The organism is Geomicrobium sp. JCM 19055, from assembly GCF_000698185.1.
GTDB classification, from domain to species: Bacteria; Bacillota; Bacilli; order Bacillales; family Marinococcaceae; genus Geomicrobium_A; species Geomicrobium_A sediminis.
In genome coordinates this window covers 1-19,554 of record NZ_BAXL01000016.1, presented here as the reverse complement: position 1 = coordinate 19,554, position 19,554 = coordinate 1, and the positions used below count along the sequence as shown (strand labels likewise).

The window sequence follows — 19,554 nt, the reverse complement described above, 5'->3', positions numbered from 1 at the left end:
CCAAGGCTATGAAAAGAGGTGCATGTGTCACAGTACAACACCCCTTCTCTGTAACTCTGACACTTGATTTACATTAAGCTGATCTAACCACGTTGGCAGTTCGTCAATAATTTCAATACAAGCAAACGGATTCGTAAAGTTCGCCGTACCGACAGCGACTGCATCAGCCCCTGCGATCAAAAATTCAATCACGTCTTTCGCTGATTCAATACCACCCATACCAATAATTGGTAAGTCTGTAACTTGCCTTACATCGTAAACCATTCGAAGTGCAACCGGTTTTACCGCCGGACCTGATAAGCCGCCTTTTTCATTTGCTAAAATTGGCTTTTTCGTTCGCCAATCAAAGCGCATGCCGATGAGCGTATTAATCAGCGATAATCCGTCTGCTCCTGCTTGTTCTACCGCTTTGGCAATCGCCGCAATGTCCGTGACGTTCGGCGATAGCTTCACGTACACAGGTTTGTTTGTCGCTTCTTTAATTAAGCTCGTTAGCATCGCCGCCTGTTCAGGATCCGTCCCGAACTGTATGCCACCTGTTTTCACATTCGGACACGAGATGTTAACTTCAAAAGCCCCAACATTACTGGCCTCATTAAGCGTGTTGACGACCTTTACGTATTCTTCTGGAGAAGAACCGGATACGTTCGCTAGAATCGGAACATTAAATTGTTCAAGAAATGGAAGTTCATTGTCCCGAACTGCTTGTGCACCAGGGTTTTGTAGGCCGATGCTATTGAGCATTCCTGACGGACTTTCTGCAACACGGGGCGTGTTGTTTCCAAAGCGTTGTTCACCAGTCGTCCCTTTAATCGCAATCGCACCGAGTAAACTTAAATCATAGAGCTCACTGAACTCTCGACCAAATCCAAAGCACCCTGATGCGGGCATGATTGGATTTTTCATCGATAAACCAGGCAAATTCACCGCTAAACGTTCGCTCATAGTAACACCTCGTTTGATTGGAATACAGGACCGTCCGTACAAATCTTGACATACGACGTTTCATCTTCAGTTTTGCACACGCAAGCGAAACAAGCCCCGATGCCACAGCCCATATGTTCTTCTAGTGATACGTACACGGTTGTATCATGATGCGCGGCAGCTTTAACCGCTTTTAACATCCCTCTTGGCCCACACGTATAGATATATGTGGACGGTTGTTCGAGGTTTTGCAAGGCATCAATGACTGTACCCTTCTCTCCGTAACTTCCGTCATCCGTCATAATCGTCACGTCCGTTGCTTGTAACTGCTTAAACGCCTCTTCATAAAAGACAGCGGCTTCGTTCTGAAAACCAAGAATGACGCGAAATGGTATGTTACGTTCTGAGAGACTACGGGCTGCAAAATACATCGGTGGTACTCCGACACCGCCACCGATCAGCGTTACTTCCTGATCAGTTGACGGTTCTTCTGTTGGAAACCCTTGCCCTCCAAGCGGTCCTAGCACTTGCAAACAATCATTCGGTCGTACGTTCGTTAACGCCCTCGTCCCTTCACCTGTGCATTTGTAGACGAGTGTACACGTACCGAGCTCTTGATTTACTGAGGCTATGCTGATGGGACGACGCAAAACGTGATGACTAGAAGGAATTTTAATATGGAGAAACGTCCCAGGGCGGTTCATTTCTTGAACAAGTCCGCCGCTTAAAATCATTTCATACGTCTCTTCAGCAATTTCTTGATTTCTTACGACCTTTAGAGGAACTGATTTCATGCGTGTACCTCCTCTTTTGATGTTGCTTGCTGCAGTTTTGGCACTGGCTCTGTCGCAAAGCTCATCATTTCAAGCACGTGGAGAAGTGCAAATGCTGTATCCATTGATGTGAGACAAATGATTTCATGTTCAACCGCTTCACGGCGAATTCTAAATCCGTCTCTCGCTGGTTGCTTGCCTTTTGTGAACGTGTTGATGACAAGTTGAGCACCGCCTTCACGGATGATCGATGAAATGTCTTGTTTACCTTCACCAATCTTATGAACGTTTTGTACGGAGATGCCTTCGTTTTGTAAAACGTCTGCCGTTCCTTTCGTAGCGAGCAGTTGAAATCCGAGACGATCGAAGCGATGCGCCAGTTTGATCGCTTCATCTTTATCTTTATCAGCAATCGTGAACAAGACGTTTCCTTTTCTAGGAATGTTCATCCCTGAAGCGACTAAGCCTTTGTATAACGCTTTTTCTAACGTTAAATCGCGACCGAGCACCTCACCTGTTGATTTCATTTCAGGTCCTAAATGAATGTCAACTCGGCGCAACTTCGCAAAGGAGAACACAGGTGCTTTTACCGCAACACGATCCGGCTCAGTGTGATACACCTCATCGTAACCGAGTTCTTTTAACGTTTTCCCTAAAATGACGTGTGTTGCGATTTGTGCCATCGGTACGCCTGTCATCTTACTTAAGAACGGGACTGTGCGACTCGCTCTAGGGTTCACTTCAATCACATACACTTTGTCGTTATAAAGAACGAATTGGATGTTGAGTAGACCAACAATGTCTAAGCCTCGAGCTAACTTTACCGTTTGATCAATCACTTCTTGTTTCGTTGTCGCAGACAATGATTGCGGAGGATAAACTGCAATCGAGTCACCAGAGTGAACACCTGCACGTTCAATGTGCTCCATCATCCCTGGTATAAAGACGTGTTCACCATCCGAAATGGCATCAACTTCTATTTCTTTTCCGTAGAAGTAACGATCGATCAATACCGGGTGCTCGCTATGCACGTGAACTGCTTCTTCCATGTACGTGCGCAGCTCATCTTCATGTTCGACAATTTCCATCGCCCGACCCCCAAGTACGTACGACGGACGAACGAGCACTGGGTAGCCTAATGTGTTCGCAGCAGCGACTGCCTCTTCCACTGACGTTGCCGTTTTCCCTGGTGGCATCGGTACATCAAGTGCTTTTAATGCGCGCTCGAATTTATCACGATCTTCTGCTGTGTCCATCGCTTCAAGCGACGTTCCTAAAATCTTCACGCCCGCATTGGCCAGTTTCTCCGCAAGGTTAATCGCTGTTTGACCTCCGAATTGCACGACAACTCCTTCAGGTTGTTCTAAATCAATGACGTTCATTACTTCTTCAAACGTTAATGGTTCGAAGTAAAGCTTATCTGACATACTGAAATCCGTTGAGACCGTCTCAGGATTGTTATTAATGATGATCGATTCATAGCCTGCTTGCTGAATCGCCCAAACTGCATGAACTGTTGCATAGTCAAACTCAACACCTTGACCGATACGGATTGGACCTGATCCTAAGACAAGAACGGACGGACGATCGGTTTTGAATGATTCATTTTCTCGCTCATACGTACTGTAGTAGTACGGCGTTTTTGATTCAAATTCAGCAGCACACGTGTCGACCATTTTGAAAACTGGTGTTAATTGATGTGATTTTCTTACGTCTCGAACGTCCATCTCTGACACGTTCCAAAGTGAGGCGATCACTTTATCTGAGAAGCCATTCTCTTTTGCGACAGCTAAAATCTCTTTATCATTCGGTTTCGCTTCGATCGCTTTGTGGAGTTGAACGAGTCCTTCAATGTGCATGAGGAAAAACTCATCGATTTTTGAGTGCTCATGCAATTGGGCAATTGAATACCCTCTTCTAAACCCTTCTGCTACCGCATAAAGCCTTTCATCATCAGCGGCTTCCCATTGCTCGATGAGCTCTTGATCACTTTTTTTTGTTCGTAGCGTGGTACTAAGAGGTGATCTTCTTTCATGTCTAAGGAGCGAATGCCTTTAAGTAGCGATTCCCCAAACGTACGACCGATTGACATGATCTCACCGGTCGCTTTCATTTGTGTACCGAGCTTACGGTTTGCAGATGAGAACTTATCAAATGGCCAGCGAGGATTTTCGTTACGATATAGTCTAATGCCGGTTCAAAGCTTGCATAAGTTCGCTCCGTCACGGGGTTTTTAAGCTCTTGCAAATAGTAACCGACAGCGATCTTCGTTGCTAATTTAGCAATCGGATATCCTGTCGCTTTAGATGCAAGCGCAGATGAGCGACTCACGCGAGGATTTACTTCAATGACGTAGTAGCATCGCGATCAGGGTCATGTGCAAATTGAACGTTGCAACCCCCTTCAATGCCAAGGGCACGGATAATCGTTAACGAGGCATCGCGAAGTCGTTGGTAGTCACGATCGTTTAACGTTTGTGAAGGGGCTACAACGATTGAGTCTCCTGTGTGCACCCCGACAGGGTCGATGTTTTCCATGTTACAAACGACGATCGCATCGTCATTTGCATCACGCATCACTTCGTATTCGACTTCTTTCATTCCCGCAATGCTTTGTTCAACGAGGCATTGATTTACTGGGCTGTAGGAGAGGCCTGACTCAAGTGTTTCCGCTAGCTCTTCAAACGTCTTCGCAATTCCTCCACCCGTTCCACCGAGTGTGTAAGCTGGACGAACGATAACCGGCAAGCCAACTGTCTTCGCAAATGCCATCCCGTCATCAATGGTATGAACGATCTCACTTGCCGGAACTGGTTGGCCGAGTTCGTGCATGAGTGAGCGGAATGCTTCACGATCTTCTGCTTTTTCAATCGCTACGAGGTCCGTCCCGAGTAATTCTGTTCCATACTGTTCTAGTACACCATGGTTGTTTAGTTCCATCGCTAAGTTTAAAGCTGTTTGACCACCCATTGTCGCAATTAAACCGTCTGGTCTCTCTTGGCGAATAATTCGAGAGACGAACTCAAACGTCAACGGTTCAATGTACACTTTATCTGCCATATTCGTATCAGTCATAATCGTTGCAGGGTTTGAGTTAATCAGCACCGTCTCGTACCCTTCTTCTTTTAACGCTTGGCAAGCTTGTGTCCCCGAATAATCAAACTCTGCCGCTTGACCGATTACGATGGGTCCTGATCCGAGTACGAGTACTTTTTGAATATCTTGACGTTTAGGCATTTTTCGTCATCTCCCTGCTGGTTGTAAGATTCGGTTCATAAATTGATCAAACAAATCGTTTGCGTCCATTGGGCCTGGTGCTGCTTCTGGATGATATTGCACACTAAATGCACTTTGATCTTTCAGTTCTACGCCTTCTACAGAACCATCGTTTACTGCCACATGCGTTACGATTAGCGGTGTGTTTTCGAGCGACTCTCGTTTAATGGCAAACCCGTGATTTTGCGCAGTCATCGTCACTTTACCAGTTGGAATGTGTTTAACGGGATGATTGGAACCACGGTGTCCGAACTTCATTTTTTTCCGCTTCGGCTCCGAGGGCTAGGCACAGCAGTTGATGCCCGAGCAAATGCCGAAGATCTTCGTCTTGCCGACGAGTGCTTTTACCGTTTCGACGGCCTCTTTGACATCCCTTGGATCTCCTGGTCCGTTTGAGAGCATCACACCATCAGGGTTTTCTGCTAACACGTCTTCTGCTGAGACATCAAACGGAACAACTTTTACTTCACATCCGCGCTTTAATAGTTCTCTCATAATGTTCTGTTTCGCTCCGTAGTCGATTAGGACAACTTTTGGTCCTCCTCCACCTGGAACGGTATATGTATTTTTTGTAGAAACACTTTCCACTTGATTCGTAAGTGGTGCTTCTGATTTTAGGCGTTTGATAACGTCTTCTTCATTCACATCATCATTGCAAATGATCGCACGAACGGTTCCTTTTTCACGAATGCGCTTCGTTAATTCACGAGTGTCAATACCTTCAATCCCTGGTATGTCAAAGCGAGTTAGTAGTTCATCAAACGATTCTTCACTCTTCCAGTGATTCGGATAAGGTGAACGGGATTTCACGACAACACCTTTCACAGCTGGAACGAGCGTTTCAAAGTCTGAACGATTGACTCCATAGTTACCGATCAAAGGGTACGTAAAGGTAATGATTTGGCCTGCATACGACGGGTCTGACATAATTTCTTGATAACCTGTCATTCCAGTATTAAAGACAATCTCTCCACTCTGTTCTTTGTCACTTCCAAATCCTGTGCCCGTGAATACATACCCATCTTCTAAAATTAATTTGCGTACCATTTACATCACTCCTTTAAGTTCCTGAACTAAATTTGCACGTACCATTGCATTGATTATTGCCATTCTACAAAATACTCCGTTTTCCACTTGCGTAAAAATTCTTGATTTATGGCACTCTACGAGCTCCGAGCAATCTCAACGTCTCGATTAAACGGTCCTGGATGCATGATAATGCTCGTATCTTTCATCGTTTCTGCCCGCTCAACTGTTAGCCCATAAGCTTCGTGATAATTTCTCATATCAAGCGTTTCAACATGACGTTCATGTTGAACTCGAAGCATCATGACAACGTCGGCGTTTGCTATTGCTTCATCTACCGTCATTACGTTTAGTGATTGATCTACTCGCTTCGTCCACTCACTAGGTCCAGCGACAATCACTTCTGCGCCGAGTTTCTGAAGAGCGTTAATATTCGATCCAGCAACTCTGCTGTGTAACACATCTCCGATAATTGCAACGCGAACACTTTGAAAGGTACCAAACTCTTCGTAAATCGTGAACATATCAAGAAGGGATTGCGACGGATGTTGACCACTACCGTCGCCTCCATTAATGATTGGTATCGATATGTCTTGTAATTGATTGTAATAATTGTTTTCAGGGTGTCTGATAACAACAGCCGCTGCTCCTAGAGCTTGGAGCGTTCGAACGGTGTCGTACAGCGATTCACCTTTTTGAATGCTTGAGTGGTCACAATCGACATTTAGCGGTGTATAGCCCAGTCGTTTTTCAGCAGCTTCAAATGACAATTTCGTTCGAGTACTCGGTTCATAAAAAACATTTGCAATAAACGCTTCGGATGATGCTTTAAATCCATTTTGTTTTTTGCAACGCTTTGCTTCCTCAAGTAACTCATAAATGTCCTGCTTTTCTAACTGCTCCATCGTTGTAAAGTGACGCATTGTTGACCACTCCTCACTAAAATTTGTGTTAGCCGTTGTTTTGATCGTCTTCAACACTTTCGAACAATTGACCATTTCCGTAACCGATCGTTTTATTCGGTAATACTCCGTGTAAAATCATGCCGATAAACGTTGCTAGTGCCATAGAAGGAATTACTAGGTCTTCTGTAATTTCAATGAACGCTCCGCCAATTCCAATAACGAGTATAGTTGAGGCAATCACTAAGTTTCTGTTCTCTGACATGTCTAAGCGATTTTCTACGATTAATCGAAGACCTGATGACGCGATGATCCCGAACAGTAAGATGGAGACACCACCCATGACCGATCCTGGAATACTTGCGATTAGCGCTTCAATTTTTCCTGAGAAGCCGAACACGACTGCAAATACCGCTGCACCACCGATGACAAACACGCTAAACACTTTCGTAATTGCTAGAACTCCGATGTTCTCCCCATACGTTGTATTCGGTGGACCACCGACGAAACTGGCAATGACTGAGGCAATCCCGTCACCGAGTAATGAGCGATGAAGACCAGGGGTTTTCAAAAGGTTGCGACCTGTAATTTTACTTAGTACCATTTGATCTCCGATATGTTCAGCCATCGTCACGAGTGCGATTGGCGCCATAATCCCGATGATCGCAAGCGAGTAAACCGGATCTACCGTAATGTATGGAATCGCAAAGTCTGGAATGTGGAACCACGGAGCTTGTTGAACTGGCGTTAAGTCGACAAGCCCAGCAAAAATGCTAATCACATAACCTGTTACGAGTCCGATCAAGACCGGGATGAGTCGTAAGAAACCTTTAAAGAAGACTGATGAAACGATCGTTACGGTAAGCGTGATGAGTGCGATTGTAAAGTGTAATGCCGTATCGACATATTCACCTGTACTTGCGTCATAATTCATCGCCATCTCGATGGCCGTTGATGCTAGACCTAATCCGATGACCATAATGACGGGTCCGACGACGATTGGAGGTAAAAGCTTTAGTAACCAGTTCACACCGAATGCCATAATGAGTAGTGATGTGAGCCCGTAAACAATCCCGGCCGAGAACGTTCCGAGCATGACCGCTCCAGGTCCACCAAACGTCATCGCACTTATGAGTGGGCTAATGAATGCGAATGATGATCCGACGTAAGCAGGAATCTTTCCTCTCGTTGTGATCAAGTAAGCGATTGTCCCAAGTCCACTCGAGACGAGGGCAACGGAAGGACTTAAACCGGTTAATACCGGAACTAAGATTGTGGCGCCAAACATGGCGAATAAGTGCTGCATGCTAAGAATGATCCATTTTGCGAGTTTAGGGCGTTCGTGTATGTCTAATACTGGCTTCATGTTTACCTCCATAAAAAAATCTCTTTACCCGGCGGCAAAGAGATGGACCTTGAGTTACACGTAGCCATATGAGCTAATTTAAGTGTAAACAAGGTAAACCTCTTCTCAGCCTCTCGGGACTGGGTTAAAGAGTATTCATTATTAGTTTGTAATGCTAACGAGATCGACTTGATCACTTTCTTCTAACTGTACCTGAATTGTCTCACTGGACGACGTCGGTATGTTCTTTCCTACAAAGTCTGCTCGTATCGGTAGTTCTCGGTGCCCTCGATCAATCAACACTGCTAATTGAATTTGCGAAGGTCTTCCTATATCCATCAATGCATCCATCGCTGCTCGTACAGTACGTCCTGTATACAAGACATCATCCACAAGAATGACGCGTTTACCATCAACCGATACTGGCAAATCTACGTGATGAATCTCTGGTTCTTCTTTCTTTTGCGTTAAGTCATCTCGGTACAACGTAATGTCCATGGAGCCGACTGGAACTTCAATGCCTTCAATACGCTTCAAATTACTTGCTAAACGCTGTGCTAGTGGATATCCTCTCGTTCTGATCCCGACTAAAAGTACGTCTTCCATTCCTTTGTTCTTCTCGAGCATCTCATGAGAAATCCGTGTTAATGCTCTTCGCATTGCCGCTTCATCAAATAATGTCTGTGTCCGGGTTGTCATGAAAGAATCTCCTTTCGCCCTACATATAAAAAAACCCCTGCTCCGTAATAGAGAGGGGTTGAGTATACATATTCAGAAAACAGACGTCACCTAAGACGTGTCTTCTACCGTATCCTTCTCAGCCTCTCTGGACTGTGTTAAAGGGCTATTTAATTTCTAACGTTATTATTTCATTGAACGTATTTTTTTGTCAATGCTCTGATGAATGTTCTAAATTGTAGATTAATTGCTCCATATCATCAGGAAGTTCTGCGGTTACAGTTACTGTCTCTTCAGTCGCTGGATGAATAAATGACAGTTCCTTTGCGTGTAGTGCTTGCCCTTCAATTGGCAATGTCTTCTTTGGACCGTATTTCGGGTCCCCAGCAATTGGATGGTCAATGTATTCCATATGAACACGGATTTGGTGCGTTCTTCCTGTCTCTAATTGACATTCTACGCGCGTGTAATTTTTGTACCGTTTGATGACGGTAAAATGTGTAATTGCTTCACGTGAGTGGACGTCTGTCACCGTCATCTTTTGACGATCGTGGTGATGACGACCAATCGGTGCATCAATCGTTCCAAATTCGTGTGCAATCACACCGTGAACAATCGTTTCATACGTACGCTTTAACGTACGCCCTTGCAATTGTTGCACGAGATGTTGATGCGCTTGATCCGTTTTTGCAACGATCAATAGCCCGCTCGTATCTTTATCAATTCGATGAACGATACCCGGTCGCATTTCCTCATTCAACGTCGACAATTGCATTTTTAACCCGAGCAATGCATTGACGACAGTACCGCTTGGATGCCCTGGTGCCGGATGCACGACCATGCCTCTTGGTTTGTTAATAACGAGAACATGCTCATCTTCATAGCGAATGTCGAGTGGAATGTCTTCTGGGACTGCCTCAAGTTGTTCTTTTTCTTTTGGAATTACAGTGACACGATCACCGTCTTGTACTTTGTAGTTACTTTTCACATTCGCATCGTTTACCGTTACGTGATTTTCATTAATCCAGTCCTGAATCGTCGTTCTAGATTCTCCTGTTCTGGTAACGATGACTTTGTCTATACGGGTTCCCGCTTCTTCTTCGATAACCCATTCGAATTTACTCATGACTACTTTGCTCCTTTTTCTCTTTCCGATCTTGCATAAACATTAAAATGAGCAAGAAAATCACACCAAGAGTTAATGCTGCGTCTGCGACATTAAAAATTGGAAAGCTATAACTTCCAATGTACACATCGACAAAATCAACAACTTCACCTCTAAACAACCGGTCAATAAAGTTACCAATCGTTCCGCCTAATAAAACACCAAGCGCTATACCGTATCCGCGATGTTCTTTAATAAGCTTAGGCATGTAATAAATGATTCCGACGACAACGACCGCAGTTACGATAAAAAACAACCACATTTGCCCTTGTAAAATTCCAAATGCTGCCCCCATATTTCGATGTGAGGTAATATGTAACACTTGTTCAATGATCGGAATCGATTCCCCAATTTCCATGTTGCGATCGACAATAATTTTAGTTAGCTGATCAAGTCCGATAATGACTAACGCAATCAGATAGTATAATGCGATCAACTTTGTCTCTCCTTTACAAGGAAAATGGCGGCAGATAATTACTGCCGCTCTTCTCCTTCAATTTCATTTGTAAAGTCATCGTCTGGAGCTTGACGACGTGTACGTGTTCCGCTCCATGATACCCTTCGATCCCAGTACTTGCATAGCGCTCAAACTCCTCAGTAAATCCAGGCTCTTTCTCAACCCAAAAGTCGCTCGTCGCGCTTTCATGATAACTTTGATCTTCAGTCGTATTCATCAGTGCTTCCCACATATCTACTCCGTCAGAAGCGACCTGACCACCACTATACGGACTCGGATTTCCTTGTGCCGTTCCAAGAAAGACGCCGCTATGATCTGCAGGTTTCTCCGGATTCACAACTGTACGCGCCGTTGGATTCGCTAGAAGTCGTTCTTTAGGAATCTCAGCACCTGTCTCTTCACAGATCCCATACGTACCGTTTTCAAATTTCTTTAAGGCATGAACAATTTCTTCGTGTTCAACGTGGCGATGCATATGAAGCGCATCATCTTTACTTGCCTCATAAAAAATATCCGCAGAATCGGCAGGATGATTGTCAAACACCGACAATTCATTATCCCGCCCATCTTCTTCGTGGGCATGTTCTCGTCGCTCAATGTCTTTTTTGCGTTCTTCTAAATCATGCTTTATTTGTTCCATCCAAGACACGTAAATTCCTCCCTACAAAGTTAGTTTCTCTTCATAGGGAGTCATTTAACCGAGGCTTATTTTGCCGTTTCTTCCAAAATCGCAGGGTCATACGTCTTTACAACATCTGCACAACGTGTACAAAGTGTGTTGAAGCTTTCATCTTCACCCACATCTTCTTTCACGTGCCAACAACGTTCACACGCATCACCTTCAGCTTTTTGTACGGAAACATTCGTTTCTTCGCCTTTAATTAGCTCAAGTTGCGAAACGATAAACAACTTCTCAGGGTGACTCATCTCGTTTAACATTGCATAAGCTGTTTCATCCACAGTAAGAACGAGCTTTGCTTCTAATGATTTACCAATGACTTTGTCTGCCCTTGCTTCCTCTAATGCCTTAAGCACAACGGTACGGACGTTTAACAAGTGTGCCCAGCGTGCTTCGCGTTCGCGTTCGTTCTCAATCGTAAATACGTCAGGCATCTCTGTAAGTTGAACATAGTCTGTTTCACGATCTTTAATGAAACACCATGCTTCTTCAGCCGTGTACGGTGTAATTGGTGCAAGTAGTTTTGTAAGTGCAACAACGCTATCGTAAAGCACTGTTTGCATCGCTCTTCTTTCGGCATCGTTTTCATGATCACAATACAATGCATCTTTGGCAACATCCATATAGAATGCACTTAAATCGATTGAACAGAAATGATGCAACGCTTGATACGTCGTCCCAAAAGCATACTCCCGATACCCTTTTTGAGCACGTGAAATGACATCATTTAGACGTTGATACATGAACAAATCCACGTCATTCATGTCGCTCATTTTAACCCGATCAGTTGCAGGATCAAAGTCACTTAAGTTTCCAAGCATAAAGCGAAGTGTGTTACGGATTTTACGGTACGTTTCAGACACTTGTTTCAAAATGTCATCGGATACACGAACATCCGATTGGAAGTCTGTTGAAGACACCCACAAACGTAAAATATCAGCACCGAGTTGCTTCATCACTTTCGCAGGATCAATAACATTCCCGAGTGACTTCGACATCTTTTCGCCTTTACCGTCAAGCGTAAAGCCGTGGCTCAATACCTTTTTGTACGGTGCATCTCCTGTTACGGCTACGCTCGTAATGAGGGATGAGTTGAACCATCCACGATATTGGTCACTACCTTCAAAGTAAAGATCAGCAGGACGGTGCTGGTCGTCACGTTCTTCTAAAACACCTTGGTGTGAAGAACCGGAGTCGAACCAAACGTCCATAATATCTGTTTCACGCGTGTAGTTACCATTTGGACTTTTCTCAGAAGAATAACCGCTCGGCATTAAGTCTTTTGTCTCCCAATCAAACCAAATGTTTGATCCTTGTTCACGGAACAAATCAGCAACGTGTGCAATCGTCTCATCTGTAATAATTGGAGAACCGTCTTCTTCATAGAATACCGGAATTGGAACGCCCCAAACACGTTGACGGCTAATACACCAATCACCACGGTCGCGAATCATATTGTGAAGACGAACTTCTCCCCACTTCGGTTGCCAATCCACACGTGCAATCGCGTCTAAAAGTTCTTGACGCATGTTCTCAACAGAGACAAACCATTGCTCAGTCGCACGGTAAATTACTGGCTTTTTCGTACGCCAGTCGTGTGGGTAAGAGTGAGTGATGAACTTCAATTTAAGCAACGCGCCGTTCTCATCCAGCTTTTCTGTGATTGGCTTGTTCGCCTCATCATAGAAAATACCTGCAAATCCCGGAGCCTCTTCGGTCATAACGCCCTTGTTGTCTACAGGACAAAGCGGTTCTAAGCCGTACTGTTGACCAATAATAAAGTCATCTTCCCCGTGTCCTGGTGCAGTATGAACTGCGCCGGTACCTGCATCAAGTGTTACGTGCTGTCCTGTCATAACAAGGGAGTCACGATCGTAAAACGGATGTGCAGCAACGACTTGATCAAGCTCAGCACCTTTAACCGTCTTAACAATCTTAGCGTCTTCCCATTCTAACGTTTCGCTTACTTCATCGAACAATTTACTCGCAATAACAAACGTTCGATCAGCGACAGAAACAAGCGCATAGTCATAATCTGGATGCACAGAAATACCGAGGTTTGCTGGCAATGTCCACGGTGTTGTTGTCCAGATGATGAACTCTGAACCGTTGTCGATGACCCCTTTACCGTCGGTTACTTTCATCGCTACGTAAATCGAAGGTGAACGCTTGTCATGATATTCAATCTCTGCTTCAGCAAGTGCCGATTCAGAGGAAGGTGACCAATACACAGGCTTTTTCCCTTGATAAACGTGACCCGCTTTAGCCATTTCACCGAACACTTTAATTTGGTTCGCTTCAAAGTCTGGTGTTAATGTGACGTACGGGTTATCAAAGTCACCGATCATACCAAGACGCTTAAACTGTTCTTTTTGCGTTTCAACTTGATCCCACGCGTACGCTTCACACGCCGCTCGGAATTCAGAAACGGACATTTTCTTACGGTCAACTTTTTTTTGTTTTCGTAAGCGCCGTTTCAATCGGCAATCCGTGCGCATCCCAACCTGGAACAAACGGTGCTTTAAAGCCATCCATGTTGCGATGACGAACGATCATGTCTTTTACGATTCGGTTCATTGCATGTCCAACGTGAATATTTCCATTTGCATAGATCGGTCCATCATGAAGCACATACATCGGTTTATCCGCATTTTTCGTCATCACTTGTTCGTAAAGCTTTGCTTCTTCCATTCACCTTGCCATACAGGTTCGCGATTTGGAAGGTTTCCTCTCATCGGGAATTCCGTTTGTGGCATTCGTAGCGTTTTTTTGAAATTCATTTCTTTCCTCCTAAGTCAGTACAAAATAAAAAAACCCCATCCCAATCTTAGGGACGAGGTTTACCCGCGGTACCACCCTGATAGCTCATAAGCCACTCAGCCTAATTATCGCTTTAGTCACGCCAAACTCTACTCACGTCTTATTCGAACGCTTTCTGTTCGGTAGCTCCTGGGTGATCTTCGTGAATCAACTCTTTACGAGGCTCACACCTTCCCTCGCTCGCTCAAAAAGTCTATTGATCACTACTGTCCCAATCAACGCTTACATTTAGTTAGTATTGCTAAAAGTATAGTCGATCTCTACATGAACGTCAAGTCAGCGACTTTTTTTGGTCTTCGTATGTATGACTTGTATGTTCCTCTTCTTCATCTTCTACACCGTTTGTTAGGCTATCCCAGTCTTCATCATCTAAAAGCTCTAGTTGTGCTTCAATAAGCATCTTAAATCGCATCCGGTACACGGCTGCTTGTTTTTTTCAATTCTTCAAGCTCTAGCGCAATCTTACGCGATTTCGAAAGAGCATCGTTAATAATGCGATCAGCGTTTTTCTCAGACTCTTTAATGATAAGCTGCGACTCTTTTTTTTAGAACTACGCTTTAGTTCTTCTGCTGATTCTTGCGCAACGAGGATCGATTTGCTTAACGTTTCTTCAATGTTTGAGAAATGATTCAAACGCTCTTCAAGCTCATTAACTTTAGAAAACAGCTCTTCTTTCTCACGAATGACGGTTTCATAATCCTTGATGACTTGATCAAGAAACTCATTCACTTCGTCTTCATCATAGCCTCGGAACCCTTTAGCAAATTGCTTATTGTGAATGTCCATCGGTGTTAATGCCAAGAAAGCCACCTCCATAGTTATTTCTTCAAACCATAGGTTACACGTAAATTGCCTTTCTTCGTTTCGCTATCGATTGAAAAAGCTTTCTACGTCCATGCTTTTGAAGTGATAATGTATCGCCAGTTTGAATTTGAAAACTCGGATCCTCCACCGTTCTCCAATTCACTTTAACCCGGCTATTCTCTATATATGCCTTTGCCTTCGTTCTCGACAAGTTGTACATCTCTGAAATAGCAGTATCTAGTCTAAGCGATGAGATGAATCCTGTCTTTTCTTCCCACTCATCAGTTATATCATACGCATTATGTAGCGGAAGTGTCGAAAGTCTTAACGGCGTTTTCCCTGCACCTTCAAGATTCATCAGAATAAAGTCTTGCATTTCTTCTGTTGCGAACCATTGAACCTTGCCTTGAAAAACGTGAATGTCTCCAAACATCTCTCGCTTTACACCTAAAGCCATTAATGCGCCAAGAAGATCTCGGTGTGAGACAGTTGAGAATTTCGGGTCAAATGCCCCGTGAAACATAACGATGTTGTACCGCTCAGGCGACACTTCTTCAAAAAAAGGATAGATGAGCGCTCGTTTACGCTCAACACCTTCAACCCCTCCAAAAAAAGCAACCTTAACGGTTTCATCGGCACCGATCACCGACTGTACAATGTCAACTTCCCTCGGATTTAAAAAAAACCAGTGAGCTTTGCTTCGTACGTCGTTTCAACAGCATCTTTTAAGTCTTGTACTTGTACAATCCATTCGTGCTCTTCCTTACGAAAATGTTGAAAGATATCCATCGATTAGAAAAAGATTGCAATTACACCTTGTCGCGCTAATGCCAAAGCAATCAATGCTACGATTGGTGAAATGTCAATCATACCTAAATTCGGGATAATTCTACGAAACGGTTCTAGATACGGTTCAACAATGGTTGCTAATGCTTGTCCAAAGCCTGATTCACGTAATCCAGGTAACCAACTAGAAAGAACATAAATAATTACTGCAATTTGATAAAGTGACATCGCCATTAATACGATCTGGCCGATCATTGCCATAAAACCACTCACCCCAACCTCTTCTAATCAAAATCTTGTTGCATGAGCTCCGAGATTGCCCCTGAAATCTCTACATTGTCTGGTGTACACAAAAAGATGTTCCCACCAATCTTTTGAATGTCACCGCCAATGGCATAAACCGTGCCACTTAGAAAATCTACAATCCGTTTGGCTTGGTCTTTTTGAATGCGCTGCATATTCAAAATCACCGATCGTCGATTTTTCAAATGATCGGCAACATCTTGAGCTTCTTCATACGTTCTCGGTTCAATTAAAACCATCTTGGCAGACTGCTGAATGCTTTGCAAGCTTACGACATTTTGAGTACGATCTTTTTGCTCACTGTCAGACTTTGACTCTTCAACAGGAGCATCTAATTCTTCCTCAACATAATCTTCGTCAACATCAAAAAAAACGTTTAAAGCGAGATTTTATGCTCAATATGAACGAACCTCCTTTACGCTAAATTGCTGCGCTCATCTCCAACAAGACGAGAGCCTACTCGAATAAATGTCGCACCTTCTTCGATTGCGACTGTATAATCATTGGACATCCCCATCGATAACTCACGACACGGAGCATGTGCAAACTCACGTTTTACAATCTCTTGTTGCAATTCCTTGAGCTTTTTAAAATGCGGCCTCGTATCTTCAGGTTTACTTTCATACGGTGCCATCGTCATAAGTCCGACGACTTCAATTGCGTCATACGCTTGCAATTGCTCAATAAAGCTCATAACACCATCAGGTGTTAATCCAGACTTTGACTCTTCACCTGAGACGTTCACTTGTACGAAGCACTTTACAGTCCCGTCTCCTTTGTATCGCTTTTGAATCTCTTTGGCAAGCGATATGCGGTCAAGCGAATGAAGATAATCACATTCATGGATCACATCTTTCACTTTCCGGCTTTGAAGCTGACCGATAAAATGCCACGTAGCAGCACCAGTGATCGCCTCGCGTTTTTCTAGGAGTCCTTCTGCTCGACTTTCACCAAGGTGCTTCACACCAGACGCCACAGCTTCTTCTGCACGCTCATTTGACACATACTTCGTCACTGCAACGATGTTAATCTCTTCTTGTTGCCTACCTACACGCTCACAAGCTTGTTTAATTTCTTGATTTATGTTCAGTAAATTGTCGCTCACTACAACCATGACGCTCAACTCCCACTTGATCTCATAATATACGCTGCCATACGCCCCGTTTTACTGCCGTCTCGACGATGGGAATAAAACAGGTCCGGCTCACTCGCTGTACAATAACCACTTACTGTTATTTGACGACGAGGAACACCCGCTTGCTCAATTAAAAGAGCATTTGTCAGTTTGAGATCAAGCTCATATTGACCATCGCTTACACGATTCCAAGTCGTAACACCACTTGGCAACACCGCGCTTAACTGGTCAATCACACGATCATCTACAACATATTTTTCTTTCCCAATGGAAGGCCCAACATATGCATGAATACTCGTCACATCAACGTTCTCACCTTCAACCCATTGACGGACAAGTTCACCGCCAATGTTACCAGCAGTCCCTTTCCATCCCGCATGTGCAGTTCCTACAATTGTGCCACGGTCCCCAGTAAAAAGAAGGGGCACACAATCCGCATAAAGCGTCGCTAAAACAACCTGCTCATCTCGAGTGTACAAACCATCAGCGTGAGAGACGACAGATTCCATACTCTTCGTGCCAAGACCTCGCTCATTTGACGTGACCTTCTGAACGATATTGTTATGCACTTGTTCACAATAAACAAAGTCATCAAGGCTTACGCCCAGTTTCGCACTCAAACGCTCACGATTACTGATCACATCATCATGATCGTCACCAACGTGTAATCCGAGGTTCGCTTCGTTATACGGAGCACGACTAACGCCTTCGTTACGACTCGTAAAACCAGCAACAATCCGCTGATCTATAGGTTCTAAATGAAATAGCTTATCGACTGGATTATACACAAACGGTTCTTTCCCCATGAAACGCCTTCCTTTATAGCAGTCTTTCATTATATTTTAGCACATATCGAGCGTTTGACGGTAGTTTTGCAGAAAAATGTCAAGAGTTATTGCCATAAACATAGACAAGGATTACATCCGTTCCAATCTTAGCAATCTGACTCCATGGAATAATCAACTCCTCTTCCTTTCCAAACATATTAAGCATCCGATTATTTCCCGTCACGACCAAAGATTCAATCATCCCCGTCGATAAATTAATATCCACATCACCAAGCGTCCCGAGCCGCTTACCCGTTTGCACATTCACAACCTCTTTTACTTGTAAATCGGTTATTTTAAGCATCACTTGGACTCCTTTCTAATAAAAACATCCCTTGCTTATCCATATGATGGCTTGGTAGGTTTTACGCCTGGTTTCCATCTATTTAGCGCTTGTGTTTACGCTTGCTTGCGCTTGATGAACGCATGGTGTTTTTTGTGGGTTGTTTCAAGTATTAATACGGTATGTGAAATTATAATGTATTTGCATCCGACAGTCAGTACACTTCATCCATTAATAATAAAGGGGTAATCAATTGAGAGTCGAATAACTCATTTAGGAGGTGTCACATTGCTCATTAATGAAACATTGCTTCAACTGCAAGCACTAGAAAAACGCTGCTTCGACTACGTCCCCGCTCTACATTCTGACATTGAAAAATTTAAAGCTGGTTTAAACGGTGAAATACAACTTTACAATCTTCTAAACGCCATTCAACTCCCACATTGGCAAGTGCTCCACAACAAACGACTCCCCAGTTACGAACCGTATTACTTTCAACTCGACCTCATCGTACTCACATCCGACACCGTTTATCTTTTTGATACGAAACAGATGAAAGGACACATTCATTTTCACGACGATGAAACCGTGACAAAAACATCTGGTAATGAAACCGAAACGTTAAACAATCCGATTCATCAAGTCAAACGCCACGAACGGTTATTTCAAACGTTCCTCCATCAACAGCGCATTACAACCCCGATCACCATTCGTCCTTATGTCGTTCTGACCTCTCCTTACACCGAACTCTCTTATCCCTCTAGACTGCAAGAAGAAATCCAACGCTATGTAATTCGTGCAGAAGCTATTCCAAAACTTTTATCCAACGTTCATGATTCAATGACAGGTCATCGGAAAATAGCCAAAATTACATCACTCATAAACACAAATCATCGACCAAAGTGGCGAAATGTATTGCATGATTATAATCTTACGTATGCCAACTTACGTCTCGGCGTCCCTTGTACGCAATGTAATCATATTCCAGTGGAACGAGCGTCTAATCACGTACGTTTCTACTGTAAAAAATGTCAGACTTATTCTTATGATAATATTCAAGCGGGGCTTGTTGATTATGCCCTACTCATCAATCACTATTGCACAAACAAAGAAGCCAGGCAATTTTTAAACATACAAGATCGACATACAATGCTACGATCATTACAGAAAATGTCTCATTACACCCGCTATACAAATAATAAAATCTGTTATCGATTGATATTACCATGGGAACAAAAATGACTTCACATTAATTTCATTATGCAATACATTATATCGTTTTCTAGCTACAGTGAGTAGCTCCCCCGCTTGCTACACCCGTGCATCCGCTTGCTACACCCACATATCCGCTCGCTACACCCTCGCATCCGC

The 19,554-nt window shown here is 43.7% G+C and carries 14 protein-coding genes, 6 pseudogenes and 1 other annotated feature; of the genes and pseudogenes, 1 reads left to right on the top strand and 19 read right to left on the bottom strand.

Annotated features, from left to right (window positions below; genetic code table 11):
* Positions 1 to 27: 27 nt before the first annotated feature.
* The 19 genes and pseudogenes from JCM19055_RS14355 to JCM19055_RS14270 form a co-directional block, all read right to left on the bottom strand.
* The gene (locus tag JCM19055_RS14355; RefSeq protein ID WP_042360213.1) at positions 28 to 945 is read right to left on the bottom strand and encodes a dihydroorotate dehydrogenase; all 918 of its coding nucleotides are present in this window, start codon (positions 943 to 945) and stop codon (positions 28 to 30) included.
* On the bottom strand, positions 942 to 1,718 hold the full coding sequence (locus JCM19055_RS14350) for a dihydroorotate dehydrogenase electron transfer subunit (RefSeq protein WP_042360212.1): 777 nt from the start codon (positions 1,716 to 1,718) through the stop codon (positions 942 to 944). The genes JCM19055_RS14355 and JCM19055_RS14350 overlap by 4 nt, the downstream gene beginning before the upstream one ends.
* Positions 1,715 to 4,933, bottom strand: a pseudogene (carB, locus tag JCM19055_RS14345) (carbamoyl-phosphate synthase large subunit). Before carB ends, JCM19055_RS14350 begins: the two are co-directional and overlap by 4 nt.
* A gap of 6 nt (positions 4,934 to 4,939) precedes the next feature.
* Positions 4,940 to 6,019 (bottom strand): annotated as a pseudogene (carA, locus tag JCM19055_RS14340) (glutamine-hydrolyzing carbamoyl-phosphate synthase small subunit).
* Positions 6,020 to 6,921 (bottom strand): annotated as a pseudogene (locus JCM19055_RS14335) (aspartate carbamoyltransferase catalytic subunit).
* Between the two features lie 28 nt (positions 6,922 to 6,949).
* On the bottom strand, positions 6,950 to 8,266 hold the full coding sequence (locus JCM19055_RS14330) for a uracil-xanthine permease family protein (protein WP_265182201.1): 1,317 nt from the start codon (positions 8,264 to 8,266) through the stop codon (positions 6,950 to 6,952).
* 141 nt (positions 8,267 to 8,407) lie between these two features.
* A complete protein-coding gene (gene pyrR / locus JCM19055_RS14325; protein WP_042360210.1) occupies positions 8,408 to 8,944 on the bottom strand; it encodes a bifunctional pyr operon transcriptional regulator/uracil phosphoribosyltransferase PyrR in 537 nt (178 codons plus the stop codon).
* Between the two features lie 190 nt (positions 8,945 to 9,134).
* A complete protein-coding gene (locus tag JCM19055_RS14320; RefSeq protein ID WP_042360209.1) occupies positions 9,135 to 10,049 on the bottom strand; it encodes an RluA family pseudouridine synthase in 915 nt (304 codons plus the stop codon).
* Positions 10,042 to 10,521 carry a signal peptidase II gene (gene lspA, locus JCM19055_RS14315; protein WP_042360275.1) on the bottom strand — a complete coding sequence of 160 codons (480 nt, stop codon included), beginning with the start codon at positions 10,519 to 10,521 and terminating at the stop codon, positions 10,042 to 10,044. Before lspA ends, JCM19055_RS14320 begins: the two co-directional genes overlap by 8 nt.
* A gap of 16 nt (positions 10,522 to 10,537) precedes the next feature.
* Positions 10,538 to 11,185, bottom strand: coding sequence for a TraR/DksA C4-type zinc finger protein (locus JCM19055_RS14310; protein WP_265182216.1), 648 nt, complete (start codon positions 11,183 to 11,185; stop codon positions 10,538 to 10,540).
* Positions 11,186 to 11,250: 65 nt separating this feature from the next.
* On the bottom strand, positions 11,251 to 11,472 hold the full coding sequence (locus JCM19055_RS29925) for a zinc finger domain-containing protein (protein WP_265182215.1): 222 nt from the start codon (positions 11,470 to 11,472) through the stop codon (positions 11,251 to 11,253).
* A 51-nt stretch (positions 11,473 to 11,523) separates the two neighbouring features.
* Positions 11,524 to 13,861 (bottom strand): annotated as a pseudogene (ileS, locus tag JCM19055_RS14305) (isoleucine--tRNA ligase); the annotation flags it as partial.
* Between the two features lie 189 nt (positions 13,862 to 14,050).
* Positions 14,051 to 14,272, bottom strand: a binding site (T-box leader).
* Positions 14,273 to 14,315: 43 nt separating this feature from the next.
* Positions 14,316 to 14,846 (bottom strand): annotated as a pseudogene (locus JCM19055_RS14300) (DivIVA domain-containing protein).
* A 37-nt stretch (positions 14,847 to 14,883) separates the two neighbouring features.
* On the bottom strand, positions 14,884 to 15,495 hold the full coding sequence (locus tag JCM19055_RS14295; RefSeq protein ID WP_052366383.1) for an RNA-binding protein: 612 nt from the start codon (positions 15,493 to 15,495) through the stop codon (positions 14,884 to 14,886).
* Positions 15,496 to 15,641: 146 nt separating this feature from the next.
* A complete protein-coding gene (locus tag JCM19055_RS14290; RefSeq protein ID WP_042360208.1) occupies positions 15,642 to 15,896 on the bottom strand; it encodes a YggT family protein in 255 nt (84 codons plus the stop codon).
* A 23-nt stretch (positions 15,897 to 15,919) separates the two neighbouring features.
* Positions 15,920 to 16,337, bottom strand: a pseudogene (locus tag JCM19055_RS14285) (cell division protein SepF).
* A 16-nt stretch (positions 16,338 to 16,353) separates the two neighbouring features.
* Positions 16,354 to 17,052, bottom strand: coding sequence for a YggS family pyridoxal phosphate-dependent enzyme (locus tag JCM19055_RS14280; protein WP_042360207.1), 699 nt, complete (start codon positions 17,050 to 17,052; stop codon positions 16,354 to 16,356).
* A gap of 5 nt (positions 17,053 to 17,057) precedes the next feature.
* Entirely contained in the window at positions 17,058 to 17,879 is an 822-nt protein-coding gene (gene pgeF, locus JCM19055_RS14275) for a peptidoglycan editing factor PgeF (protein ID WP_042360206.1), read from the bottom strand.
* A 79-nt stretch (positions 17,880 to 17,958) separates the two neighbouring features.
* On the bottom strand, positions 17,959 to 18,204 hold the full coding sequence (locus tag JCM19055_RS14270) for a YlmC/YmxH family sporulation protein (RefSeq protein WP_042360205.1): 246 nt from the start codon (positions 18,202 to 18,204) through the stop codon (positions 17,959 to 17,961).
* 267 nt (positions 18,205 to 18,471) lie between these two features.
* Between JCM19055_RS14270 and JCM19055_RS14265 the strand changes: the two genes are divergently transcribed.
* Entirely contained in the window at positions 18,472 to 19,425 is a 954-nt protein-coding gene (locus JCM19055_RS14265; RefSeq protein ID WP_042360204.1) for a nuclease-related domain-containing protein, read from the top strand.
* The last annotated feature ends 129 nt before the right edge of the window (positions 19,426 to 19,554 follow it).